This window comes from Solirubrobacter deserti, assembly GCF_027587175.1.
Lineage (GTDB): Bacteria > Actinomycetota > Thermoleophilia > Solirubrobacterales > Solirubrobacteraceae > Solirubrobacter > Solirubrobacter deserti.
In genome coordinates, this window is sequence record NZ_JAPCID010000026.1 from 56,932 (window position 1) to 79,668 (window position 22,737).

20 protein-coding genes and 3 tRNA genes are annotated in these 22,737 nt (G+C 72.0%); 13 read left to right on the forward strand and 10 right to left on the reverse strand.

Features of this window, described 5'->3' with window-relative positions; genetic code table 11:
* Window positions 1–492 precede the first annotated feature (492 nt).
* Both OJ962_RS18390 and OJ962_RS18395 read left to right on the forward strand, forming a co-directional pair.
* A complete protein-coding gene (locus tag OJ962_RS18390; RefSeq protein WP_202954358.1) occupies window positions 493–1,518 on the forward strand; it encodes an alcohol dehydrogenase catalytic domain-containing protein in 1,026 nt (341 codons plus the stop codon).
* Complete coding sequence (locus tag OJ962_RS18395; protein ID WP_202954359.1) at window positions 1,518–2,672, forward strand: acyl-CoA dehydrogenase family protein; 1,155 nt, start codon at window positions 1,518–1,520, stop codon at window positions 2,670–2,672. Before OJ962_RS18390 ends, OJ962_RS18395 begins: the two co-directional genes overlap by 1 nt.
* Here the strand turns inward: OJ962_RS18395 and OJ962_RS18400 are convergent.
* Entirely contained in the window at window positions 2,665–3,849 is a 1,185-nt protein-coding gene (locus tag OJ962_RS18400; protein WP_202954360.1) for an acyl-CoA dehydrogenase family protein, read from the reverse strand. The genes OJ962_RS18395 and OJ962_RS18400 overlap by 8 nt on opposite strands.
* 55 nt (window positions 3,850–3,904) lie before the next feature.
* On the opposite strand from OJ962_RS18400, the gene OJ962_RS18405 reads away from it, so the two are divergent.
* Window positions 3,905–5,368 carry an MFS transporter gene (locus tag OJ962_RS18405; RefSeq protein ID WP_202954361.1) on the forward strand — a complete coding sequence of 488 codons (1,464 nt, stop codon included), beginning with the start codon at window positions 3,905–3,907 and terminating at the stop codon, window positions 5,366–5,368.
* Here the strand turns inward: OJ962_RS18405 and OJ962_RS18410 are convergent.
* Entirely contained in the window at window positions 5,343–7,838 is a 2,496-nt protein-coding gene (locus OJ962_RS18410) for a Xaa-Pro dipeptidyl-peptidase (protein WP_202954362.1), read from the reverse strand. The two genes, OJ962_RS18405 and OJ962_RS18410, sit on opposite strands and share 26 nt — an antisense overlap.
* 125 nt (window positions 7,839–7,963) lie before the next feature.
* Between OJ962_RS18410 and OJ962_RS18415 the strand changes: the two genes are divergently transcribed.
* The 3 genes from OJ962_RS18415 to OJ962_RS18425 are packed head-to-tail and all read left to right on the forward strand — an operon-like array spanning window position 7,964 to window position 10,721.
* Window positions 7,964–9,247: an NAD-binding protein gene (locus tag OJ962_RS18415; protein WP_202954363.1), complete on the forward strand. Its 1,284-nt coding sequence runs from the start codon at window positions 7,964–7,966 to the stop codon at window positions 9,245–9,247.
* A 30-nt stretch (window positions 9,248–9,277) separates the two neighbouring features.
* Window positions 9,278–10,084: an alpha/beta fold hydrolase gene (locus OJ962_RS18420; protein ID WP_202954364.1), complete on the forward strand. Its 807-nt coding sequence runs from the start codon at window positions 9,278–9,280 to the stop codon at window positions 10,082–10,084.
* Window positions 10,077–10,721: an ArsR/SmtB family transcription factor gene (locus OJ962_RS18425; protein WP_202954365.1), complete on the forward strand. Its 645-nt coding sequence runs from the start codon at window positions 10,077–10,079 to the stop codon at window positions 10,719–10,721. The genes OJ962_RS18420 and OJ962_RS18425 overlap by 8 nt, the downstream gene beginning before the upstream one ends.
* Here the strand turns inward: OJ962_RS18425 and OJ962_RS18430 are convergent.
* Window positions 10,671–11,072 (reverse strand): hypothetical protein, encoded by a 402-nt coding sequence (locus tag OJ962_RS18430; RefSeq protein WP_202954366.1) that lies wholly within the window; start codon window positions 11,070–11,072, stop codon window positions 10,671–10,673. The genes OJ962_RS18425 and OJ962_RS18430 overlap by 51 nt on opposite strands.
* A 46-nt stretch (window positions 11,073–11,118) precedes the next feature.
* Window positions 11,119–11,192: transfer RNA gene (locus tag OJ962_RS18435), tRNA-Val, on the reverse strand.
* 126 nt (window positions 11,193–11,318) lie between these two features.
* Between OJ962_RS18435 and OJ962_RS18440 the strand changes: the two genes are divergently transcribed.
* From OJ962_RS18440 to OJ962_RS18460, 5 genes are all read left to right on the forward strand, one after another.
* Window positions 11,319–14,453, forward strand: a complete 3,135-nt coding sequence (locus tag OJ962_RS18440; protein ID WP_270006520.1) for a DUF3616 domain-containing protein — start codon at window positions 11,319–11,321, stop codon at window positions 14,451–14,453.
* Window positions 14,454–14,546: 93 nt separating this feature from the next.
* Window positions 14,547–15,800, forward strand: coding sequence for a hypothetical protein (locus OJ962_RS18445; RefSeq protein WP_202954367.1), 1,254 nt, complete (start codon window positions 14,547–14,549; stop codon window positions 15,798–15,800).
* An 8-nt stretch (window positions 15,801–15,808) separates the two neighbouring features.
* Window positions 15,809–16,141, forward strand: coding sequence for a hypothetical protein (locus tag OJ962_RS18450; protein WP_202954368.1), 333 nt, complete (start codon window positions 15,809–15,811; stop codon window positions 16,139–16,141).
* On the forward strand, window positions 16,142–16,888 hold the full coding sequence (locus tag OJ962_RS18455) for an SDR family oxidoreductase (protein WP_202954369.1): 747 nt from the start codon (window positions 16,142–16,144) through the stop codon (window positions 16,886–16,888).
* A 20-nt stretch (window positions 16,889–16,908) separates the two neighbouring features.
* Window positions 16,909–16,980: transfer RNA gene (locus OJ962_RS18460), tRNA-Glu, on the forward strand.
* Between the two features lie 6 nt (window positions 16,981–16,986).
* Here OJ962_RS18460 and OJ962_RS18465 read toward each other — a convergent pair.
* Entirely contained in the window at window positions 16,987–17,145 is a 159-nt protein-coding gene (locus tag OJ962_RS18465) for a hypothetical protein (RefSeq protein WP_202954370.1), read from the reverse strand.
* Window positions 17,146–17,148: 3 nt separating this feature from the next.
* Window positions 17,149–17,220: transfer RNA gene (locus tag OJ962_RS18470), tRNA-Lys, on the reverse strand.
* Window positions 17,221–17,260: 40 nt separating this feature from the next.
* On the opposite strand from OJ962_RS18470, the gene OJ962_RS18475 reads away from it, so the two are divergent.
* Window positions 17,261–17,884 carry a TetR/AcrR family transcriptional regulator gene (locus OJ962_RS18475; protein WP_202954371.1) on the forward strand — a complete coding sequence of 208 codons (624 nt, stop codon included), beginning with the start codon at window positions 17,261–17,263 and terminating at the stop codon, window positions 17,882–17,884.
* On the opposite strand, the gene OJ962_RS18480 is transcribed toward OJ962_RS18475, so the two are convergent.
* Window positions 17,869–18,291: a hypothetical protein gene (locus OJ962_RS18480; protein WP_202954372.1), complete on the reverse strand. Its 423-nt coding sequence runs from the start codon at window positions 18,289–18,291 to the stop codon at window positions 17,869–17,871. The two genes, OJ962_RS18475 and OJ962_RS18480, sit on opposite strands and share 16 nt — an antisense overlap.
* Window positions 18,292–18,337: 46 nt before the next feature.
* Between OJ962_RS18480 and OJ962_RS18485 the strand changes: the two genes are divergently transcribed.
* Window positions 18,338–18,538: a DUF3072 domain-containing protein gene (locus OJ962_RS18485; protein WP_202954373.1), complete on the forward strand. Its 201-nt coding sequence runs from the start codon at window positions 18,338–18,340 to the stop codon at window positions 18,536–18,538.
* A gap of 57 nt (window positions 18,539–18,595) precedes the next feature.
* On the opposite strand, the gene purH is transcribed toward OJ962_RS18485, so the two are convergent.
* Genes purH through OJ962_RS18500 form a run of 3 tightly spaced genes read right to left on the reverse strand, consistent with a single transcriptional unit; the run spans window position 18,596 to window position 22,731 of the window.
* Window positions 18,596–20,173 (reverse strand): bifunctional phosphoribosylaminoimidazolecarboxamide formyltransferase/IMP cyclohydrolase, encoded by a 1,578-nt coding sequence (purH, locus tag OJ962_RS18490; protein ID WP_270006521.1) that lies wholly within the window; start codon window positions 20,171–20,173, stop codon window positions 18,596–18,598.
* 30 nt (window positions 20,174–20,203) lie between these two features.
* Window positions 20,204–20,818: a phosphoribosylglycinamide formyltransferase gene (gene purN, locus OJ962_RS18495; RefSeq protein WP_202954374.1), complete on the reverse strand. Its 615-nt coding sequence runs from the start codon at window positions 20,816–20,818 to the stop codon at window positions 20,204–20,206.
* The gene (locus tag OJ962_RS18500; protein ID WP_202954375.1) at window positions 20,815–22,731 is read right to left on the reverse strand and encodes a RecQ family ATP-dependent DNA helicase; all 1,917 of its coding nucleotides are present in this window, start codon (window positions 22,729–22,731) and stop codon (window positions 20,815–20,817) included. The genes purN and OJ962_RS18500 overlap by 4 nt, the downstream gene beginning before the upstream one ends.
* Window positions 22,732–22,737 lie beyond the last annotated feature (6 nt).

Below are 22,737 nucleotides of genomic sequence, written 5' to 3' on the forward strand. Positions count from 1 at the left end.
CGGAAAAGAGTCCGCGCGCGCCAACTCGCACGAAACGCAACCGCATTCGAGCGCCGCATGAAACCGGTTTCAAGCCAACAAAGCATTCAGTGCGGTCGAGAACCCTTGCGTTTGGCTCGCGACCCTGTTTACGATCTCCATGCCCAACGGTCGGCACCCCTCACGGACCCCCCGAAAGAGCGACCCTGCCGACCTCCCGCTCGGACCTGACCAGTCCAGCCCTTTGGCTGAAAGAGCGGTATTAGAGGCAGGGAGGGCCGGCGGTGCGCCGGCCCTCCCTTCATCTCCGCGCGCCGGCTGACGGCGTCGGGGCCAGAGCCGCTCGGCACGGCGCGTGCGGTTGACGAGGAATGCGTCGAGACGGCAGAAAGTGGCCGCGACCTCACGTTCGGCGTACGTAAAGTTCGTGTGAGGCGCGGACCGCGTTCACGCAGTCGACGTGGTCGTCAGGCGTGCCATCCGGGTGACGCGGTCGGGCGCGACAATGGGGGGATGCGCGCCGCCGTCATGCAGTCCTTCGGATCGCCCCTGTCGCTCGAGCGGGTCGACGACCCGGTGTGCGCGCCGGACGGCGCGGTCGTGAAGGTGCTCGCGACCGGGGTCTGCCGGTCCGACTGGCACGGCTGGATGGGCCACGACCCGTCGATCACGCTGCCGCACGTGGGCGGTCACGAGCTGTGCGGCGAGATCCTCGAGGTCGGCTCCGAGGTGCACGGGTTCGCGCCGGGCGATCGCGTGACGGTGCCGTTCTGCTGCGGCTGCGGCGTGTGCGAGCCGTGTCGGCTCGGCGAGACGCAGGTGTGCGAGCGCGACGTGCAGCCGGGCTTCACGATCTGGGGATCGTTCGCCGAGCTGGTCGCGCTGCCCAAGGCCGACCTGAACCTCGTGCGGGTGCCCGCGGAGCTGTCCTCCGTGCACGCGGCCTCGCTCGGCTGCCGGTTCATGACCGCGTGGGCCGCGCTGCACGTGCACGCGAGGGTGCGCGCGGGCGAGTGGGTCGCCGTCCACGGCTGCGGCGGCGTCGGGCTGGCGGCGGTGATGATCGCCGCGGCCGCAGGCGCACAGGTGATCGCCGTGGACATCGACGAGCGCAAGCTGCAGCGGGCGCGCGAGCTGGGCGCGGTCGCCGGCGTGTCAGGGCAGGTCGTCGCGTCGATCGTCGAGCTCACCGGGGGCGGCGCGCACGTGTCGCTCGACGCACTCGGCTCGGTGACGACGTGCGTGAACTCGGTCTCGTGCCTGCGCCGCCGCGGCCGCCACGCGCAGGTCGGCCTGCTGCTGGGCGACCAGGCCGCGCCGCAGGTGCCGATGGGCCGCGTGATCTCCCGCGAGCTGCAGGTCCTCGGCGTCCACGGGATGGCGGTGCGCCACTACGACGGGATGCTGCGCGCGGTCGCCTCCGGCGCGGTCCAGCCCGGCGAGCTGGTGGCGAAGACGATCGGGCTGGACGGGGTCGGCGAGGAGGTCGCTTCGATGGGACGGTTTGCGCAGGACGGTGTGACGGTGATGGTGCCGTGATGACGGACTTCTACCTGCTCGACGAGAAGCTCACCGACGACGAGCGCGCCATCCGCGACCGTCTGCGCGCGTTCTGCGAGGCCGAGATCATGCCGGTGATCAACGGCTACTGGGAGCGGGCGGAGTTCCCGCTGCAGCTGGTCCCGAAGATTGCGGCGCTGCGGATGGCGGGCGGGACGATCGAGGGCTACGGCTGCCCCGGCATGAGCGCGACCGCGGCCGGCCTGGTGAGCATGGAGTGGGCGCGCGCGGACGGCAGCATGGGCACGTTCTACGGCGTGCACTCGAACCTCGCGATGCAGTCGATCGCGATGCTCGGCTCCGACGAGCAGAAGGAGCGCTGGCTGCCGCCGATGGCCGACCTGGACGCGATCGGCGCGTTCGCGCTCACCGAGCCCGAGCACGGCTCGGACGCGGTGCACCTCGAGTCCAGCGTGCGCCGGGACGGGGACGAGTACGTCATCAGCGGCCGCAAGCGCTGGATCGGCAACGCGTCGATCGCCGACGTGGTGATCGTGTGGGCGCGCGACGAGGACGGGCATGTCGGCGGCTACCTGGTCGAGAAGGGCACGCCCGGGTTCGAGGCGACGGTGATGACGGGCAAGACCGCGCTGCGCGCCGTCTGGCAGGCCGACATCACCATGACCGACGTGCGCGTGCCGGCCGAGAACCGGCTCCCGGGCTGCCGCAACTTCCGGGACGTCGCCGGCGTGCTCGCCCGCACCCGCTACACCGTCGCCTGGCGCGCGCTCGGGATGGCGCTCGCCGCGTACGAGGCCGCGCTCGCCTACGCGCAGCGGCGCGAGCAGTTCGGCAAGCCGATCGCGTCCTACCAGCTCGTGCAGGACAAGCTCAGCCGCATGCTGGCCGAGATCACCGCCATGCAGCTGCTGTGCCTGCGGCTCTCCGAGCTCGCCGAGGACGGGCGGCTGACGGCGGGCATGGCGAGCCTGGCGAAGATGAACCACGCCGCCAAGGCGCGCGAGATCGTCGGTCTGGCGCGCGACATCCTCGGCGGCAACGGCATCCTGCTCGAGAACCACGTCGCGCGCCAGCACGCCGACATGGAGGCGATCTTCACCTTCGAGGGGACCGACTCGATCCAGTCGCTGATCGTGGCCCGCGAGATCACGGGCCACAACGCCATCACGTGAAGGCCGGAAGCCCCGTGATCGCCTGACCGAGGATCAGCGTGTGCATCTCGTGCGTGCCCTCGTAGGTGAGCACGGACTCCAGGTTGTTCGCGTGCCGCAGCACCGGGTACTCGAGCGTCACGCCGTTCGCGCCCAGCACGGTCCGCGCCGTGCGCGCGACGTCGATCGCCGTGCTGACGTTGTGGTACTTGCCGTAGGAGACGTGCTGAGGCGTGAGCGTCCCCGCGTCCTTCATCCGGCCCAGGTGCAGCGCGAGCATCGTCGAGTTGCCGACTTTGACCGCCATGTCCGCGAGCTTGGCCTGCGTGAGCTGGTAGCCCGCGATCGGCTTGTCGAACTGCACGCGGGTCTTGGCGTAGTCCAGCGCCGCCTCGTAGCATGCGCGCGCGGCGCCCGCGGCCCCGAAGACGATCCCGAAGCGCGCCTCGTTCAAGCAGGACAGCGGCGCGCGCAGCGACGTCGCCTCCGGCAGGCGGTTCGCTTCCGGCACCTCGACGCCGTCCAGCACGAGCTCGCTCGTCACCGACGCGCGCAGCGACAGCTTGCCGTGCATGTTCGGCGCGCTGAACCCGGGTGTCCCCTTCTCGACCAGGAAGCCGTTGACCTTGCCTTCCTCGGTACGCGCCCACACGACGGCGACATCCGCCAGCGACCCGTTCGTGATCCACATCTTGGCGCCGTCGAGCACCCACCCGGCGTCCGTCTTCTTCGCGCGCGTGCGCATCGCGGCCGGGTTGGAGCCTGCGTCCGGCTCGGTCAGCCCGAAGCAGCCGATCAGCTTGCCCTCCGCCATCCCGGGCAGCCAACGCTCCTTCTGCTCCTCCGAGCCCCACTTCCAGATCGCGTACATCGCCAGCGAGCCCTGCACCGAGCAGAACGACCGCAGCCCTGAGTCGCCCGCCTCGAGCTCCAGGCACGTGAGCCCGTAGGCGGTCGCCGACGCGCCCGCGCAGCCGTAGCCCTCGAGGTGCATGCCGAGCAGGCCCAGTGCGCCCAGGTCCTGCCCGATCGACTCCGGGAGCGTCCCGGCCTCGAAGTGCTCGGCCACCACCGGCAGGAACTTCTCGCGCACGTACTGGCGCACGGTGCTGCGGATGAGCCGCTCCTCCTCGTCGAGCTGCGCGTCCAGCGCGAGCGGGTCGAGCGGATCGAAGGTCGGGAGCGTGGCGGTGGACATGACCGCAGCGTACCCCGGTCGGATTCGTCTGACCTTTACCGGGTATTTAGGCGAAATGAGGAGAGCCTGGCCCGCCTACCGCACCCTCTGGATCTTCCTGCTGCTCGGCTGGACCGTCAGCGCCGCCGACCGCGCGCTCACCGGCCCGGTGGTCACGTGGATGATCGAGAACGAAGTCGGGTTCCTCGCGGGTGTCGAGAAGCCCTACGCGCTCGCGGGCCTGATCGGCGGCCTGTTCTTCGCCGGCTACATGCTCACCCAGTTCCCGGGCGGCTACCTCGGCGACAAGTACGGGCACCGCACGATCATCGTCATCAGCCTGATCTGGGCCGGCATCGCGACGATCATCAGCGGCGTCATCACCGGCCTGGTCGCGTTCATCGCCGTGCGCGTGATCACCGGCCTCGGGGAGGGCGCGTTCTACTCCAACGACCGCTCGCTGATCGCCGAGCAGACGCCGCGCGAGAAGCGCAGCCTCGGCATGGGCGTCGTGATCACCGGCCTCGCGCTCGGCATCACGATCGCGACCGTGTTCGCGCCGAACATGATCGGCCTCGGCGGCGACGTGTTCGGCGGGGAGGACGCGTGGCGGATGCCGTTCCTCATCCTCGGCGCGGCGACGCTCGTGGTCGGCATCGCCGTCGCGGCCTACTTCCGCCGCCAGGAGCCCGGCCTGCCGTACGGCCGGGCGCTCGTGCACATGCTGGCCTACAGCGCGATCGGCCTCGCCGCCGTGATGGCGGTCTACTTCGTCGGCGACGCCGCCGGGCTCAGCGACCTCTGGATCGCGGTGCTCGAGGTGGGCCTCGCGCTCGGCCTGGTCGCGTTCGTGTTCGCCCGCAAGCAGGGCGAGCTCGCACCGGTCCTGCGCAACCGCGACCTGATGCTGATCAACGTCGCGTTCATCGCCGTGCTGTGGAACCTGTGGTTCTTCAGCTTCTGGTCGGTGTCGATCGTCGCCGACGCGGCGGGCTCGAGCTTCGGACGCTCCGCGCTGATCGCGGCGTTCAACGCCGGCGCGGGCATCCTCGGCTTCCCGACGGGCGGCTGGCTGTCCGACGTCGCCGTCCGGCGCGGGATCGGCCGCAAGCCGCTCGTCGTCGCGTTCACCACGTTGCAGTGCGTGCTGACCGTGATCTTCGGCTTCGTCGTCGCGGGCGGTGGCGCCAACGTGTGGGTGATGGCCGCGCTGCTGTTCTCCGCCAGCACGTTCTTCAACGCCATGCAGCCGATCGCGCAGGCGATGCTGGCCGACATCGCCGACCCCGCCCATCACGGCGCGGCGTTCGGGATGAACAACCTGATCGGCGAGATCGGCGCCGTCCTCTCCCCCGCCGTCAGCGGGGCGCTGCGCGACGCCACGGGCGGCTGGTCGACCGCCGTCTTCGTGGACGCCGCGCTGATCGGAGGCGCCGTGATCCTCTTCCTGCTCGTGCGCGAGGCGACGGGCGGGGAGGAGCGGCCCGCCGGACGGTTCCGGCGGGCCAGATCCCTTACGGGTTCGTCGTCGACAGCGTGAACGTCACCGTCTTGGAGTAGGTCCCCGTCCGCAGCGGATCGGTGGCCTTGATCAGCTGCTTGAACGTGACGCCGACCTTCTCGCCCGAGGTCGGTCCGGTCCAGGTCGACTTGGCGAGCTCGGCGCGCAGCGGCTCCGCGAGCGAGAACGCGCCGTTGGTCATGTGGCCGAGGTTGCTGACCGTCAGCGTCGCGTCACCGGCCGTCGAGGTGACGGTGGCGTCCGTGGTCGCCGTGTACTCCTGCTGGCGGCCCGGGATGAACGGATCGAACGCGGCCGGCGTGCCCAGCGTCAGCGAGAGCGTGGCCGGGACGGTTCCCGTCACATCGCCCGGCGTGGACGTGACGCCCTCGCCGATCGCGGACGCCAGCGCGCCCGAGCCACCGACGACCGGCAGCGTGACCGTGCTGCCGGCCAGGTCGAGCGACACCTGCGTCCCGGCGGCCGGGCGGATCGTGTACTCCCGGTCGCTCGAGAACACCATCAGGGCGAGCCGGCGGCCGGCCGGGATGACCGCGTCCTTGGCCTGCATCGTGAAGTTCAGGCGGTAGAACGTGCCGGGCGTGGTCGGCTCGGAGGTGTACTCGGAGTTCCGGTTCTCCGGGTCCATCCAGCCGCGCGTGATGATCGTGCCGTTGCCCGTCTCGGGGAAGGAGACGAGCGCGGCGCTGAAGTTCGCGCGCTTGCTGAAGGACGCGTTGAGCGAGAGCTTGGGCGTGCCGCTGATGCGGATCGCGCTCTTGAGCGGAGCCGTCTGGTAGATCAGGCGGTTGGGCGAGCTGGCCGCGTTCATCAGCGCGCCGGCGGTGATCGACGCGTCGTCGGTCAGCGTCTCCGCGCCGGCCGAGGGCCGCGGGTCGAACGTGAGGCCGCCGCGGGTGGCGCCGCCCGGCTTGAGCTTGAGCGTCGCGTCCTGCGTCGCGGGATCGGGCCAGTCGGCGTACGCCGTCGGGTTCTCGTTGCCGCACGCGAGGCTGACCGCCGCGCCGTCGGTGGCCGTGACCGTGCCGCTGAGCGTGAGGGTGTTGCCGTTGATCAGCTTGATCGTGCGAGCGGCGTTGCCCGCGATCGTCACCGCGTTGCCCACCATGTAGGCGCTCGCGTCGGCGACCGTGACCTTGTCGGACGCCGAGACGGCGCCGGCGACCGTCGTGTTGCGCGGCGGGCACGCATCCGCCTCGCGCACGACCCAGGACTTCACGCTGTCCACGCCGTTCTCGTGGCCCCACAGGTACTTCGTGAACCAGCGGTTGAGCATGTCGTACGGGATCGCCCGCGTGTGGCCGCCCTGGTGGAAGTAGAACTGGCGCGCGACGTTGTTGCGCTTGAGCACGTCCCACAGCTGGGCCGCGTTCTTGGTCATGACGTTGAAGTCGTTGCCGCCGTGGACGAGCAGGGTGGCGGCCTTGATCTTGTCCGCGTCCTTCATGTAGTTGCGCTCGTCCCAGGTGGCGTTGCGGTTGCCCGTGACGCGGTCCTGGGTGGCCGTGATCTCGTCGATGATCGGCCAGCACACCGAGCGGTTCGGGCGCGTGTCCTCGAGGCGGGAGTACGTGTACTCGGCCAGCACGTCGAGGTCCTCACCGAGGTAGGCGTTGGTGCCGCTCTGGCCGCCCGCGTCGCGGTGCGGGGCGCGCACGAGCCCGTACGAGCGGTAGTAGTCGTACCAGTCCGAGATCGCGGCGATCGGCGCGATGGCCGCGAGACCCTCGACGCCGGTGGTCGCGGCGGCGATCGGCAGCGTGCCGTTGTAGGACACGCCCGTCATCGCCGTCTTGCCGTTGTGCCACGTGTTGGCCGGAGCCTCGACGGTCCCGGTGCGGGTGGTGTACCCCTTGGCACGGCCGTTGAGCCAGTCGATGACGGCGACGGCGCCGAGGGTCTCGTTGCGGCCGCCGGATGTGGTGCAGCCGTCGGAGTGCCCTGAGCCCGGTGACTCGGCGTGCACGACGGCGTACCCGAGCGGGACGAACTGCGGTTCCCACGACGTCGAGATCCGCGGGCTCGTCGCGGTGGGCGACGGGAAGTAGTCGGGGGCCCGGATGCGCGCGGCGGGCGGGACGCCGAGCTCGTGCTCGACGCTGAAGTTCGGCGAGTCCGAGCCACCCGCGTAGTACGGGCTGTCCTCGAAGATGACCGGCACCTTCAGGCCGTCGGTCTCCGTCTCCTTCGGGCGCGAGACGTCGACGTGGATGCGGTCCTTCTTGCCGTCGCGATCGGAGTCGAAGTTCGACTCGACCCACAGCTCGTAGTTGATCCAGTCCGCCTCCGCCGTCGCGAACACGGGCTGCGCGAGCCCGTTGATGAAGGTCGGGACCGCCGGTGCGGCCGCGAGCGCCTCCGGCGCCTGCCCCGTCGCCAACGCGGTCTTCGGCGGCAGCGGGTTCGCCGCCGCGGTGCCCACGACCGCCGCCATCGCGAGCGTCGCCGTCAACGCGCTCGCCTGCGCCAAGCGCACGCCTCTCTGCATCCCACAACCCCTCTCGAACGGGTACCCCTGCAACCTGGGAGTTTGGTGGCGACGAGCATCGCACGCAACCGTCGATGCGGCCGGGACGCGCGGAGATCGCTCCACACACGTATAGGGTCCGCGCCGTGAAGCGCGTGCTCCTGATGGGTGGCGGCGACCTGGCCAAGGAGGTCGGCGCCGCGCTGGAAGCCGGCGGGGCGATGGTCGATTGGCTCGACGAGCCCGACGACGTCGCGATCCGCGCGGCGGTGGAGACGGGCCAGTTCGACGTGGCGTGCGCGGCTTCGCGCGAGGACGCGTTCCCGCTGCGGATGGCGTTGCTCGTGCGTGAGCTCGACGAGGACCTGCCGATCGTGGTGACGATCTTCGACCCCGCGATGGCGCGGCAGGTCACGGAGACCATCCCGGGATGCTCGGTCACGTCGCTGGCCGACATCGTCGCCCCGGTGCTGGCCGGGCAGTGTCTCGACCCGGACATCGTCGCGGTCCGGCGCACCGATGCCGGCTTCATCGGGCTCGACCGGGGGTTGGAGGAGGTCCCGCTGCCGGAGTTCCGCGTGCGGCGGGCGCGGTCCTGGGCCGAGGCCGTGCTGCACCCATACGACCGCAGCGCCGCGCTGCTGTTCTACGGCGCGCTGGGGCTCGTCGCGATGCTCCTGTTCGAGTGGATCGGCTCGATGATCGTGCTCGACCAGCAGTGGGTCGACGCGCTCTACGGGTCGACGAAGTCGCTGGCGACGGTGGGCCCGAACCCGGCCGTGGAGGACGGGCCGAAGTGGTTCAAGGGCGCCATCGTCGCCTCGATGCTGCTCACGTTGTTGAGCGCCGCGTGCTTCACGAGCGGGCTGATCAACCGGCTCGTGGACTCGTCGCTGACGGGGCTGATCGGGCGCCGCGCGGTGCCGCGGCGCGACCACGTCGTCGTGGTCGGGCTCGGGCAGGTCGGCCTGCGGCTGTGCCTGCTGCTGCGCGAGTGCGACGTGCCCGTCGTGGCCGTCGACACCGAGTCCGAGGGCGAGAACGTCGGCTTCGCGCGGCGGGTGAAGCTGCCGGTCGTGATCGGGCGCGGGGCCAACCCGGCCATGCTCCGGCGGTTGTCGCTCCGCCGGGCGATCTGTCTCGCTGCGGTGACACCGGTCGACCTCAACAACATCGAGGCCGCGATGGCCGCGCGCGCCGCCGACGACGACCTGCGCGTGCTGCTGCGCGCCGGCGACGGCGAGCTGGCCAACGAGACCAAGTCGCTGGAGCGGATCGGGCACGTCGTGGACGTGCACCGGCTCGGCGCGGTGTTCATCGCCGGGCTCGTCCTGGGCAAGTCGCCCGACGCCGTCGCCGTCCGCGACGGGCATCCCCAGCTGCTCCTCGAGTCGGGGTGGGAGGCGTTCCCGCTCGATATTCAGCGCTGACAGTTGGGTAATAGCCCAACTGTGGATGGGATGGCGCTGGAGGTGGCCGACGGCCTGCGGTACCGCTGGGGCGGCTCCGGCCCGGTCGTGCTGCTGCTGCACGGGCATCCGCGGACGCACACGACGTGGTGGCAGGTGGCGCCGCCGCTCGTGCGGGCCGGGTTCTGCGTGGTGTGTCCGGACCTGCCGGGCTACGGCGAGTCGCGGCGAGCGGGAGATCAATCCAAGCGGGCGATGGCGGCGGCCGTCGCGAAGTTGATGGAGCGCTTCGGGGACTACTCGGTCGTCGGGCACGACCGCGGGTGCTACGTCGCGCACCGGCTCGCGGTCTCGCACGGAGCCGCGCGCCTGGTGGTCCTCGACGGCGTGCCGATCGCGGAGGCGCTCGCGCGCTGCGACGCCCGGTTCGCGGAGGCGTGGTGGCACTGGTTCTTCTTCGCGCAGGAGGCCAAGCCCGCCGAGGACTGGATCGTTCGGGACCCGCTCGCCTGGTACCGCAGCGAGCCGGTGGGGGCCGAGAACCGCGCGGACTGGGAGCGGGCGGTGACCAACCCGGACGTCGTGCGGGCGATGGTCGCCGACTACCGCGCGGGGCTCCAGGTGGATCGCTTCGACGAGGAGGCCGACCGGGAGGCGGGGCGGCTCGTCTCGTGCCCGACGCTGGTGGGATGGTCGTCGCGCGACGACATGGAGGAGCTCTACGGCGACCCGGTCGACGTGTGGCGGCCGTGGCTGACCGGGCCGGTGCACGGCGTACGGATCGAGAGCGGGCACCACATGGCCGAGGAGGCGCCGGCCGAGCTCGCGGGCGCGTTGACGGAGTTCCTGCGTGGCTGACCCGCGGGTCGCGGTGCTCAAGGCGCTGGCGCATCCGCTGCGGCTGCGGGTGGTCGACCGGCTCGGGCACGTCGGGCCGGCGCCGGTGAGCGCGCTGGCCGTGGAGCTGGACGCGTCGCTGCCGGACGTCTCGGCGGCGCTGCGGGTCCTGCGGGAGGCGGGCGTCGTGGACGTCTCCCGGTCCGGGCGCTCTGCGGTGTACGCGCTGGCGGAGGTCGTCGGGCCCGTGCTGCCGTGGCTTGACCGGGTGGTGGGCGCGCGGGCGGCGGCGCCCGTGGCGTCGCATCCCTCGCGCACGTGTTACGGGCACCTCGCGGGGCCGCTCGGCGTCGAGCTGTACCGGCGGCTGGTGGCGGACGGCGTGCTGGCGGCGGGCGCCGACGGGACCGTGAGCGTCGTGCGGGGCGACGTGCTGGCGCGGCTCGGTGTCGGCGCGGTGGAGCGGGGGCGGCGCCAGCTCGCGTTCGAGTGCCTGGACGCGACCGAGGGCGTGCCGCACCTGGCGGGCGCGCTGGGCGACGCGCTCGCCTCCACGTTCTTCGCACGCGGGTGGGTCGAGCGCGTCGGCTCCGGTCGCGAGGTCGCGCTAACCGTCGACGGCGGTCTTGAGCGCCTGCTCGGCGCTGACGATCCGTGACATCTGCTGCTGGAGCGTCGAGAGCGCGTCGGCGAGCTGATCGGGCTTGCGCTGCGCGTCCTGCACGCCGCGCACGGCCTGGGCGCTCGCGTCGACCTGCTTGACGAACGCGGCGAACTCGGCCTGCGCGTCGGCCGGCGCCTCCAGCTGGTTCAGGCGCGTGGCCGTGTCCTCGAGCCCCGTGGCGAGCTGGCCGAGCTTGGCCGCGTCCGAAGCGCCCGCCGAGTCCGCAAGCAGCTGCTGGAGCGGCTGTTGCGCCTCGTTGAAGTCGCGCACGAACGTGTCATTGGTTCCGCAGCCGGCGACGAGCAGCGCGATGGCCGCTGCCGCCGAGATCATGATCCGCTTCATGCCCGGCTTGACGTCCCGCGCGCCCGGTTTGTTCCGGACGGGGCGATGGGCGGTGCGCGGCTCGAACGCGCGACCTCCTGCTTGTAAGGCAGGCGCTCTGACCAACTGAGCTAACCGCCCCGGGTTCGCGCCAACCGCGCGAGACCGGCAAGCCAGGATAGACCGAGGACCGCTGATAACGACTGGATTACGTTTAAGCGGTTCAACGCGGTCAGGATCGGCCGGTTTCCGACGACGAGGAGTCCCGTGCCGTCCCCTATCCGTCTCTACGCGGCCGCCGCGGCCGCCGTGGGCCTGTTGCTCACCGGCGCGCCGCCCGTATCGGCCGCCGACACCGGCTACGTACTCAACGCGAACGAGGCGTCGTTGTCGCGCTTCATACTGGGCCGGGCGGGTGCGCTCAGCCCGATCCCGCTCACCGCCAAGGCGGACGCCGCCGCGATGGCGCCGGACGAGAAGACCCTGTGGCTCGCCAACACGGAGGCGGGCACGGTCACGCCGCTCGACGTGGCGACGAACACGCTCGGCGCGCCCATCACGGGCGTGATCGGGGTGCGCGGGCTCGCGATCACGCCCAACGGTGCGCTCGCCTATGCGGTCGGCGACGCGGGGATCACGCCGATCGACCTCGCGCTGCGCTCCAGACGCGACGTGATCGCACTTCCCGCCGGCGAGGTGCCTGCGGGCGGTGTCGCGTTCACGCCGGACGGGACGACCGCCTTGGTCGACACGAACCATCCGGAGGCCAATGGCGGCGTGTACTTCGTCGAGGTCGCCACCGGCACGGTGGACGTCACGCGGGTGCCGCTCACCAACCCGGCGATCGGTGAGATCCTCGTCCGCTCCGACGGCGTGGACGCCTTCGTGGCCCGCAGCGCCGGCGTGGTCCCGATCACGTTGGCGACCAGGACGGGTCGAAACCGGATCTCGGCCGGCAGCGGCAACCGCGGTATGGCCATCACGCCGGACGGCAGGACGCTGCTCGTCACGCGCTCGACGCTCGCGGGCGGAACCGCGGACTCGCTCGCCTTCTTCGACGCCGTCACCGGCGCCCGCGGCCGGGACCCGGTACCGACCGGCACCGGCGTCGGCTCGGTCGGCGTCACGCTCAGCCGTGACGGCACGACGGCGTATGTGGCCAACACGACCGCGGGCACGATCCAGCCGGTGAACGTCGCGACGGGCTCGTTCGGCGCAGTCGTGCCGATCGGCGGCAGCCCGACGCGCATCTTCATCGCCGCCACCGAGGAGCCCGATCCCGAGAACGCACCGGACCCGACGGTGGAGGTCTCGGTGCCGACGCAGTCCGGCGTGGTCGGCGACCCGACCAACCCGACCGTCACGCTCGACATCGCGCAGAAGAACGAGTTCGGCGAAGCGGTGCCGGCGTCGCAGCTGAGCGTCGCAACCACCAGCGACAACCCGGAGGTGCTGCCGGCCGGCTCGATCACGATCACGAGCGAGGGCCTGAAGCGCGCCGTGTCCTTCGCTCCCGCCGCGCGCGGCAAGGCGACCGTCACGTTCACGGTGACCGGCCTCTACGGCAAGACGGGCACGACGACGTTCACGTACGCGGCCTCCGTCGCCACGACCGCGACGAGCCGGGTGCTGCAGAGCTTCAGCGACTCGTCGACCGCGATCGACGCCGGCGACGGCCACCTGCTGGTCGCCGACGACGAGTTCGGAGACATCCGCCTGTTCGACACGGCGCGCTCCGGAGGCCCGCTGAAGGAGTTCAAGATCGGCGAGGCGGCCGGCTCCTTCGACGAGATCGACTTCGAGTCCTCCGCGCGGACGGGCGACACGATCTACTGGCTGGGTTCGCACGGCAACAAGAAGGACGGCGCCATCCAGACCTCGCGGCGCGTCCTGATCGCGACCAAGGTGGCGAAGTCCGGCCGCGAGACCAAGCTCACGTACCTCAGCTCCTACCGCGGGCTGCGCGACGACCTGGTCGCGTGGGACCGCGCGAACGGCGACGCGCTCGGGTTCCACGCCGGCACGCAGGCGCAGGTGCGGCCGGACGCGCCGCACGGCTTCAACATCGAGGGCGCGGAGTTCGCGCCCGGCTCCTCGACGACGCTCTACCTCGGCTTCCGCTCGCCGATCGTGCCGGTGGCCGCGAACGGCCGGGCCGTGATCGTGCCGCTGACGAACCTGAACGAGGTCGCGGCGGGCGAGCCCGCGGAGTTCGACGCGCCGATCCTCCTCGACCTGGGTGGCATGACGATCCGCGAGCTGCGCCGCAACAAGAGTGGCCAGTACCTGATCCTCGCGGCGCCGAGCGAGGTCGGTGGCGGCTCGGTGCAGGCGCTGTTCAGCTGGACCGGTCACCGCGGCGACGCGCCGGTCAAGCTCACGACGCTCGTCCCCAACACGGTCGAGCCGTCCCACACGGACGCGCCCGGATCGTGGGAGCTGATCGGGCGCGTGCCGGACGTGCTGGGCGCGGGCGAGTCGATCCAGCTCGGCATGGACCAGGGCTACGAGCAGCTCTACGACCACCAGGAGAACAAGGACCTCAGCGATCCGCGGCTGCGCAAGAGCCGCCTGGACACGTTCGTACTGGAGGGGAACGCGGGCGCGGCGCTGACGGCCGACGCGCCGACCTTCCCCACGCAGGCCGCGGCGACGATCGGCCCGGCGCGCACGGTGACCGTCCGCAACACGGGCTCGCAGCGCCTGGTGCTCGGCACGACCCGGGTGCGGCCGGGTGACGCGGCCTCGGCCGGTGAGTTCCTGGTCGCGGCCGACGAGTGCTCCGGGCGGACGCTCGGCCTGGATGAGACGTGCGAGCTGCTCGTGCGCTTCGCACCGGCGCGGGAGAACGCGGCGTCGGCCGCCGCGCTCGTGCTGCCCGCCAATGTCAGCGCCGGCGAGGCCCTGATCGCACTCACGGGGACGAGCTCGGCGCTGCCCCAGGGGCCGAAGGGTGACGACGGACCTCCCGGGCCGCAGGGCGACCTGGGCGCGGACGGCAAGGACGGCGCCGCGGGGCCGAAGGGCGACCGTGGCGAGACCGGCCCGGCCGGGCCGCAGGGTCCCGCCGGCGTGACGGTGCAGGCCTCTCCGCGTGCGGGCGGGACGCCGACGATCACGGTCGACGCGCGTGGGCGGCTCGTGGTGTCGGTGCGCAACGCGCAGTCGCGGTCGCTGCGGGTGAAGGTCACCGCGCGGGCGACGGTTCGTGGCCAGCGCGTGACGCTCGCGACGAAGGTCGTGACGGTGCGCGCCGGCCGGACGGCGACCGTGCGGTTGAGCGTGAGCGCGTCGGCGCGGCGCAAGCTGGGCGGCGGCTCGCATCCGTTGTCGGTCACGGCCGCCCCCGTGGCGGGCGGGAAGTCCTCGACGCTCAGCGGGCGGGTCCGCGCGGAGCGGTAGACCGGCGGGGCGCCGACTTTCGGGTCGGCGCCCCGGATCCGCCGTTCGAGCGACGACAGGCTCACCGCTTCTGTGGTATTCACGTAAATCGTGATGCGACGGTTGGTCCCCGTCGTCGTACTCGCAGGCCTGTGCGTGCTTCTCGGCCTGCCGCATCCGCGTTCCGCGAGCGCCGCGCCACTGGCGGCGCGCGGAGCGGTCGAGCTCGTCGACCCGAACGGCGGGCCGCTGTCCGGGCAGTGGCAGAGCTGGGCGGAGAGCGCGCTGGTGCCGACGGTCACGGGCACGGTCGTCCTGCGGCACACGAGCTGTCCGGGACTGCCGAAGATGGCCGGCTGCGTCTACACGGCGCAGCCGCGCGTGATCTACGTCAAGCCCGGCATCGCCCACCCACGGGCGGTGCTGCTCCACGAGCTCGGGCACGTGTACGACCTGACCGTCTTCTCCAACCGCGACCGCGCGCGCTTCCGCAAGCTCATGAAGCGCCCCGGCGCGCTCTGGTGGAGCGGGTCGCGGCCGCTCGCCGAGTGGTTCGCGGAGGCGTACGCGTGGTGCGCCCGCTACGCCCGCATCCGTTCGATCAAGCAGTACGCGATCTACGGGTACGACCCGACGCCGGCCCAGCACCGCCGTTCGTGCGCGCTGATCCGGTCCGCCGCGCGCGACCGCACGCCGCCCGCGCCGCCAACCGACACGCCGCCGGTCGTCACGGGCGACCCGGCCCCGCCCGCGGCGCCTACGACCGCCGCCGCGACGCCGACGCCCTCCGCCACGCGCACCCCGTCCCCGACTCGCACGCCGGGGACGATCAAGACGCCGACGCCGGAACCGACCGCGACCCGCACGCCGCGCCCGACCGCCACGGCGACGACGACCCCGACCGCGACGGCCACGGCGGAGTCGACGGCCACGGCCGCTCCGACCGCGACCGCGACCGCGACGGCCGAGCCGATTCCGACCGCGACGGCGGAGCCCACGACCACGGCCGAGCCGACCGCGACAGCCGAGCCGACCCCGACGGCGACAGCCGAGCCGACGGCAACAGCCGAGCCGACCGCGACAGCCACCGCGGAGCCGACGGCCACGGCGACGCCCACGCCGACGGCGATCCCCACCGCCACGCCCTCGCCGACCGCGACGGCGACGCCCGGCCCCACCGCCAGCCCGACGGCCGAGCCGACTCCCACGGTGACGGCCGAGCCCACCGAGACGCCCTCGCCCGAGCCGACCGCGACGCCCGAGCCGGGCGACGGCGGGCTGCTGGGATGCCTGCTCTTCGGCGACTGTGACGGGGTGCTGCCGCCGATCTGGCCGGTGGGCGCGGGGCTCGTGCTGCGCGTGCCATGATGGCCCGCATGGACGGGTCGGTGGTGTGGCGGGCGGCGCTGCTGCAGGCGCTCACGCTCGGGGTGGTCGCGGTGACCTTGGCGAGCCTGCTGGACCGCGAGTTCTTCCGCTCCTGGGGCTGGCTCGCCGGGCCGGGGGCGTGGGCGGCGTGCGCGCTGTTCACCGGCGCGGTCCTGCGGCTCCCGCTGGTGCCCGTGCTCGCGGGCGCGGCGCTCGCCGGGCTGCCGAGCCTGGTCGGCGTGGCGCTGGACCAGCACTGGCTGGGCGCGCCGCTCGGGGTCGCGATCTTCGCCGCGTGGTGCGGTCGGCTCGCCGCCAACCGCAGGGTCGCGGTGGCGTAGATGGACCTGGGGCTCACCGGCAAGGTCGCGCTCGTCACGGCGGGCTCGAAGGGCATCGGCCGCGGCATCGCCGAAGGACTGGCCGCTGAAGGCGTGAAGGTCGCGGTCACCTCGCGCGCGACCGAGCGGGCCGAGCAGGTCGCCGGCGAGCTCGGCGGCTGCGGCTACGCGTTCGACTCGGCCGACCTCGACGCGATCCCGGCGCTGCTGGACGCCGTGAAGCGGGACCTGGGCCCGATCGACATCTACGTCGCCAACACCGGCGGCCCACCCGCCGGGAACCCGCTCGAGTTCACCCGTGAGCAGTGGGAGGCGGCGCAGCGCACGCTGCTGCTCTCGCCGATGACGATCCTCGCGCGGCTCGTGCCGGGCATGGCCGACCGGGGCTTCGGGCGCGTCGTCGCGATCGGCTCGATGGCCGTGCGGGAGCCGATCGACGCCCTGCAGCTGTCCAACGCGCACCGCCCCGGCCTGGTCGCGGCCTTCAAAGTGCTGGCGCGCCAACATGCCGCCGCGGGCATCACGTTCAACCACGTGCACCCGGGCAAGATCGCGACCGATCGCATGATCGACACCGCCGGCTCGCTCGAAGCGGCCAGCGAAGACGCTCGCAAGACCATCCCGGCGCAGCGTCTCGGCACCGTCGAGGAGCTGGCCGCCGCGGCCGTCTTCCTGTGCTCCCAACCGGCCTCCTACATCAACGGGACGGCCATCCTGGTGGACGGCGGACTGACCCGCAGCGTGTGAACCCTAGACTGTCTCTGCGCGCCCCCATGGTGTAGCGGTTAGCACGCAGGCCTTTCACGCCTGTAGCACGGGTTCGATTCCCGTTGGGGGTACTTCGCTCAGGCTTCGTCCGGCCAGTGGCCGTGCGCGTCGAAGTACTCGCGCGCCGCCTCTTCCTTCTCACGCGCGTCGTCCTTCTTGACGAGGAAGAACAGGACGACGAGGCCCGTGCCGACGGCCAGCGCGAACGAGATGTAGGTCCAGATTTCCAGGAGCATCAGTGCCGCCGGTTGGATTCGAACCAACGCACAACGGATTAAAAGTCCGCTGCTCTACCACTGAGCTACGGCGGCTGGCGCGTGCGACTGTATCGCGCAGTAGGCTTGCCCGAGGGTGAGCGCGGGCCAGATGCAGGAGATGGGTGGCCGCCGGAGACGCCGGACGCCCGAAGTAGCGGAAGCAGAAATCGTCGCCGCGGCGGAGGCGCTGCTGCGCGAGCGGACGTTCCGAGAGCTGACGGTGGACGAGGTCATGCGGCGGACCGACCTGTCGCGGCCGTCGTTCTACGTCTACTTCCGGGACCGCCACCACCTCATGCTCAAGGTGGTCGAGCACATCGGCGCGGAGCTGCGGACGATGTCGCAGCGCTGGTACACCGGCTCGGGCGACGGGCCGGCGCAGGCGCGCGAGGCGATGGAGGGCTTCGTCGAGGTCTACGCCCAGCACGGGGCGGTGCTGCGGGCGCTCGCGGACGCCGCCACCGACGACCACGAGGTCGAGCGCGTCTATGTCGGGCTCGTGGACGAATTCGTGGGCGTCACGGCGCGCCACATCGAGAAGGAGATCGAAGCCGGGCGCGTGCTGCCGCTGGACCCGAAGGAGACCGCGCGAGCGCTCGTGTGGATGATGGAGCGCTACCTGAACCGCTCGATGGGCCACGAGCCGCGCACCAAGCGCGACACCGTCGCCGACACGCTCACTACCATCTGGACGAGAGTCCTCTACGGCGCGACCTGACGCGCCGCCCAGAGGCTCAGCGCGGCGCCCGAGGCGGCGACCGCCGCGACGCTGACGCCGAGCGGCGAGAGCGAACGGCGCGCCGCCAGCGTGCCCACCAGGTCCGCGACGTCGCCCGCGGCCCCCGCGACCAACCACGGCCGTGTGTCGGCGCCGGAGTCGAGCGCGTGCCAGAGGCCGGTGCCGATCGCGACGTCCCGCGCCCCGAAGCCGAGGCCGAGCACCTTGGCCCCCGTCGTGCGCTCCCCGACCCATATGCGGGTGAACACGCCGGGAGCGACGGTGAGCGCGGCGCCGAGGGCGACGCGGGCGACAGCAATCTGGCGAGCGACGGTGGTGGCCTCCATGCGCCGCACGCTACCCGTTCCGTCCGAGCGCTCGACCACGATGGGCGTGTACGCCTTCATGCGAACGTATGTTCGCTCACGCGCCGGTTCGGGTAGGACTCCCGGCATGAGCGAGATGACGAACACCGAGAAGGACCCGGCCGAGTGGGTCACCGGCGACGAGCCGATGACGGGCGCGCAGGCCTCTTACCTGAAGACGCTCAGCGACGAGGCGGGCGAGGAGTTCGACGAGAGGATGTCGAAGGCCGACGCGTCCCGCCGCATTGACGAGCTGCAGGACAAGACCGGCCGCGGCCAGGGTTCCTAGGGGGCATGCCCACCGACGTCCGGAGACCGGACGCGGGCGGGCACACCCCGCACGGGATCAGTGCTTGAAGTGGCGCCGGTGCGTGAAGACCATCGCGATGCCGGCCGCGTCGGCGGCCTCGACGACCTCGTGGTCGCGCTTGGATCCGCCGGGCTGGATGATGGCCGCGACGCCCGCGTCGATGCCCAGCTGCGGGCCGTCCGGGAACGGGAAGAACGCATCTGAGGCCATCGCCGCGCCGAGCAGCGGGGAGCCCGCGATGCCGGCCTTCTCGATCGCGAGCCGGACCGAGTCCACGCGGGACATCTGGCCGGCGCCGATGCCGACCGAGGCGAGGTCGTTGGACAGCACGATCGCGTTCGAACGGACGTGCTTGCAGACCTTCCAGGCGAACAGCATCTCGCCCCACTCGGCCTCGGTGGGCTTGCGGTCGGTCACGACCTCCATCTCCGTGCGGTCCTCGAGGCCCATGTCCCGGTCCTGGACGAGCAGGCCGCCCATGACGCGCTTGAGGTCTCGCTCGGCGATGTTGGCCTTGCGCCGCTCGTCGTCCTCGAGGATGCGCATGTTCGGCTTCGAGGACAGCAGCTGCAGCGCCTCCTGCGTGAAGTGCGGGGCGATGATGACCTCGCAGAACTGCTTCAGCAGCGCCTCGGCGAACTGCTGATCCACCGCGCGGTTGACCGCGATCACCCCGCCGAAGGCCGACAGCGGGTCGCACGCGAAGGCCGCGTGGTAGGCCTCGACGACCGAGCCGCCGACGGCCACGCCGCACGGGTTGTTGTGCTTGATGATCACGCACGCCGGCAGTTCGAACTCCTGCATCAGCAGCCGGGCGGCGTTGAGGTCGAGCACGTTGTTGAACGAGAGCTCCTTGCCGCCGAGCTGACGCACCATCGACAGCACGTGCATACGCGCCCCCGCGTCCGCGTAGTAGGCGGCGCGCTGGTGGGGGTTCTCGCCGTAGGAGAGGTCCGTCACCTTCTCGTAGGCGGTGAGCATGAGCGGCGCGAAGTCGTCCTGCTTCTCGACGAACCAGCGCGAGATCGCGCTGTCGTAGCGAGCGGTGGTGGAGAACGCCTCGGCCGCCAGCGACTCGCGCGTACCGAGCGACAGCTTGCCGCCCGCGTCGCGCAGCTCCTGCAGCACCGCGTCGTAGGACGCCGGGTTCACCACGACCGCCGTGAACGGGTAGTTCTTCGCGGCCGCGCGGATCATCGTCGGGCCGCCGATGTCGATGTTCTCGATGATCTCGTGCTCGGTCGCGCCACGACGGCGAGCCGTGGCCTCGAACGGGTACAGGTTCACGCACACGAGGTCGACGAACTCGATGTCGTGCTCGGCCGCGGTGGCCATGTGCTGCGCGTTGTCGCGCAGCGCGAGCACGCCCGCGTAGAGCTTCGGGTGCAGCGTCTTCACGCGCCCGTCCATCATCTCCGGGAAGCCCGTGAAGTCGTCGATCGCGCGGACCTCGAGGCCCGCCTCCCGCAGCGCGGCGGCCGTGCCGCCCGTCGAGATGAGCTCCACGCCGAGCTCCGCGAGCCCGCGCGCGAACTCGACCACACCGGTCTTGTCCGAGACCGACAGCAGCGCACGCTGCACGCGGACCTCGCCCGGCTGCACGATGGCCTCCATGGGATCGCTGACGTTACCTGGAGCAGCCATTCATTGATCCTTCACTGTGATTCGGCGCGGGTGATCGGGGTCGGGGCGGACGGCGCCGCGGGCGATCAACGCGACGGCGGACGTCAGCAGGTCGTGCTCGACGGGCCGGAGCCGGTCACGGACCTCGTCGGGATCCGTCACGTCCGGGAGCTCGAGCGCGCGTTGCAGGATGACAGGCCCGGAATCCACGCCCTCGTCGACGAAGTGGACCGTGACGCCGAACACCTTCACGCCGTACTCGAGCGCCTGCTCGACCGCCCGCAGGCCCGGGAACGCGGGCAGCAGCGCCGGATGCACGTTGATCACCCGGCGCGGGAAGCGGCCGAGGAACCCCGGGCCGACGAGCTGCATGTATCCCGCGAGCACGACGAGCTCGACGCGCTGCTCGAGCAGCCACAGCGCCATCGCCGTGTCTCGCGCCTCGCGGTTCTCGTACTCCGCGCCGGGGAACGTCGCGGTGGCGATCCCGAGCGCCTCGGCGCGCCCGAGCGCCGGCGCGCCAGGCTTGTCGGAGCCGACCGCGACGACCTCGGCCTCGCGCCCGTGGACCCGGTCGAGGATGGCCTGGAGGTTCGACCCCGTGCCCGAGGCCAGCACGCCGACGCGAAAGCTCACGCGGCCTCCGAGAGGGTCGTGGGGGCGGGCGACGGGCCCACCGTGGAGGTCGCCCCGAGCGGCGCGAGCCGGCCGCGGGGCGTGCACGCGAGCAGGCCGCCCGCGACGAGCGCGTCGATCGTCTCCAGCACGCGTTCCGGGCGCACGTCGCGGTAGGCACCGTAGTTGGGCAGGCCGTCGTAGGAGTGCTCGCGGATCGCCCGGCTGCGGACGCCGCGGAGGATCTCGACGCAGCGCGTGCGGCTCACGCCGGGCTGTGCGACATCGACGACCTGGAGGATCGCGGCCTCGAGGTCGGCGGCGGGCGCGAGCACGGACTGGCGGCCAACGCGGGCCGGGGCGGCCGGAATCAGCGACGGGTCGCAGACGTCGCAGCACGGGCCGCTCAACTCCGGCACGGAGCGGTCGCCGAAGTGGCGCAGGATGCCCGCGCGGCGGCAGCCTTCGCCCTCCACCCAGGCCCAGACCGCGCGGTACTGGCGCCAGCGCACGCGCGTGCCCTCCTGCGTGGCGGTGCGACAGGCGGCCAAGGTGTTGCGGTCCCACACGCCCACGACGCGACCAGCGACGCGGTCCGGCCCCGAGGGAGCGGGCTGGATGACGCCCGCGCGGGCCATGTAGCCGACGATCGCGCGCACGGCCTCCTCGTCGCCCTCCGCCTGGGCGAGGTCGTTCATGTGCAGGTTGAAGCGCGGCGGCGAGCCCTCGGCGGCGCCCACGATCGTACGCGCGACGAACTTCAACTGGTCCTCGTCGATCTCCGAGCGCTCGATGAAGAAGACGTGCAGGCCCTTGTCCCGGCTGGTGGAGAACAGCAGCGCCCGCGCCGGCTGCCCGTCACGCCCCGCGCGGCCGGCCTCCTGGTAGTAGGCCTCGATCGACGACGGGACGGACTCGTGGCAGACCGTGCGCACGTCGGCCTTGTCCACGCCCATGCCGAACGCGTTGGTGGCGACGACGACCGGCGCCGAGCCGTCCATGAAGCGCCGCTGCACGTCGGCCCGCACATCCCGTGGCAGCCCCGCGTGGTAGGCGACGACCTCGACGCCCAGCTCGTACCCCAGCCGGTCGGCCAGCCGATCTGCCTCCGCGCGCGTGCCGGCGTAGACGATCGCGGGCAAGGCACCCGGCTCCCCGAGCACGGCGGCGATCCGCCCCGCGACCGCCTCCTTGCCCGCGCACGGGACCACCGAGTAGGCCAGGTTGGGCCGGTCGAACCCCGTCGCGACGTGCACCGGTTCGCGCAGACCCAGGCGCGACACGATGTCGCGCGCGACCTCGGGCGTCGCCGTGGCCGTCGAGGCCACGATCGCCTCGGCGCCGAGCCAGCGCGCCGCGTCCGCGAGCCGGAAGTAGTCCGGCCGGAAATCGTGCCCCCACTGGGACACGCAGTGCGCCTCGTCGACCACGAACAGGCCGATCCGCGCCTGCCGGAGGCGCTCCAGGAACCCGGGCGAGGAGAACCGCTCCGGCGCGACGTACAGAACCCGCACACGACCCGAGATCGCACCGTCCACGGCCCGCCGGTTCGCCGCCGCGTCCTGCATGCCGTTCACCTGCGCCACCCGGCCCGGAGCCACTGCGGACAGCGATTCCACCTGGTCCTGCATCAGCGACACCAGCGGGGACACGACCAGCGTCAGGTCCGTGCGCATCAGCGCCGGCAGCTGGTAGCAGAGCGACTTGCCCGAGCCGGTGGGCATCACCACCAGCACGTCGCGCCCCTCGCGCGCGGCCACGACGGCCTCGCGCTGGCCGGGCCGGAATGACGAGAACCCGAACGCCTCCCGCAGCGCCGCGTCCACGTCCGTGGCGGCCACGACCGGAACCGCCGGCACGCGCCCGTCCGCCTCGCCCAGGTCGAACCCCAGCTGGGGCGCAGGGGGCGGATCTTCAAGCCACGTGAGGGACATCCGGAC

Bases quoted from the DNA above. Each gene is read 5' to 3' on its own strand.
- OJ962_RS18450 (WP_202954368.1), top strand. From the start codon at position 15,809: ATGGACGGGTCGGTGGTGTGGCGGGCGGCGCTGCTGCAGGCGCTCACG.
- OJ962_RS18465 (WP_202954370.1), bottom strand. From the start codon at position 17,145: ATGCTCCTGGAAATCTGGACCTACATCTCGTTCGCGCTGGCCGTCGGC.
- OJ962_RS18445 (WP_202954367.1), top strand. From the start codon at position 14,547: ATGCGACGGTTGGTCCCCGTCGTCGTACTCGCAGGCCTGTGCGTGCTT.
- OJ962_RS18455 (WP_202954369.1), top strand. From the start codon at position 16,142: ATGGACCTGGGGCTCACCGGCAAGGTCGCGCTCGTCACGGCGGGCTCG.
- OJ962_RS18485 (WP_202954373.1), top strand. From the start codon at position 18,338: ATGAGCGAGATGACGAACACCGAGAAGGACCCGGCCGAGTGGGTCACC.
- OJ962_RS18500 (WP_202954375.1), bottom strand. From the start codon at position 22,731: ATGTCCCTCACGTGGCTTGAAGATCCGCCCCCTGCGCCCCAGCTGGGG.
- OJ962_RS18400 (WP_202954360.1), bottom strand. From the start codon at position 3,849: ATGTCCACCGCCACGCTCCCGACCTTCGATCCGCTCGACCCGCTCGCG.
- OJ962_RS18390 (WP_202954358.1), top strand. From the start codon at position 493: ATGCGCGCCGCCGTCATGCAGTCCTTCGGATCGCCCCTGTCGCTCGAG.
- OJ962_RS18395 (WP_202954359.1), top strand. From the start codon at position 1,518: ATGACGGACTTCTACCTGCTCGACGAGAAGCTCACCGACGACGAGCGC.
- OJ962_RS18410 (WP_202954362.1), bottom strand. From the start codon at position 7,838: ATGCAGAGAGGCGTGCGCTTGGCGCAGGCGAGCGCGTTGACGGCGACG.
- OJ962_RS18430 (WP_202954366.1), bottom strand. From the start codon at position 11,072: ATGAAGCGGATCATGATCTCGGCGGCAGCGGCCATCGCGCTGCTCGTC.
- OJ962_RS18405 (WP_202954361.1), top strand. From the start codon at position 3,905: ATGAGGAGAGCCTGGCCCGCCTACCGCACCCTCTGGATCTTCCTGCTG.
- OJ962_RS18480 (WP_202954372.1), bottom strand. From the start codon at position 18,291: ATGAAGGCGTACACGCCCATCGTGGTCGAGCGCTCGGACGGAACGGGT.
- OJ962_RS18420 (WP_202954364.1), top strand. From the start codon at position 9,278: ATGGCGCTGGAGGTGGCCGACGGCCTGCGGTACCGCTGGGGCGGCTCC.
- purH (WP_270006521.1), bottom strand. From the start codon at position 20,173: ATGGAGGCCATCGTGCAGCCGGGCGAGGTCCGCGTGCAGCGTGCGCTG.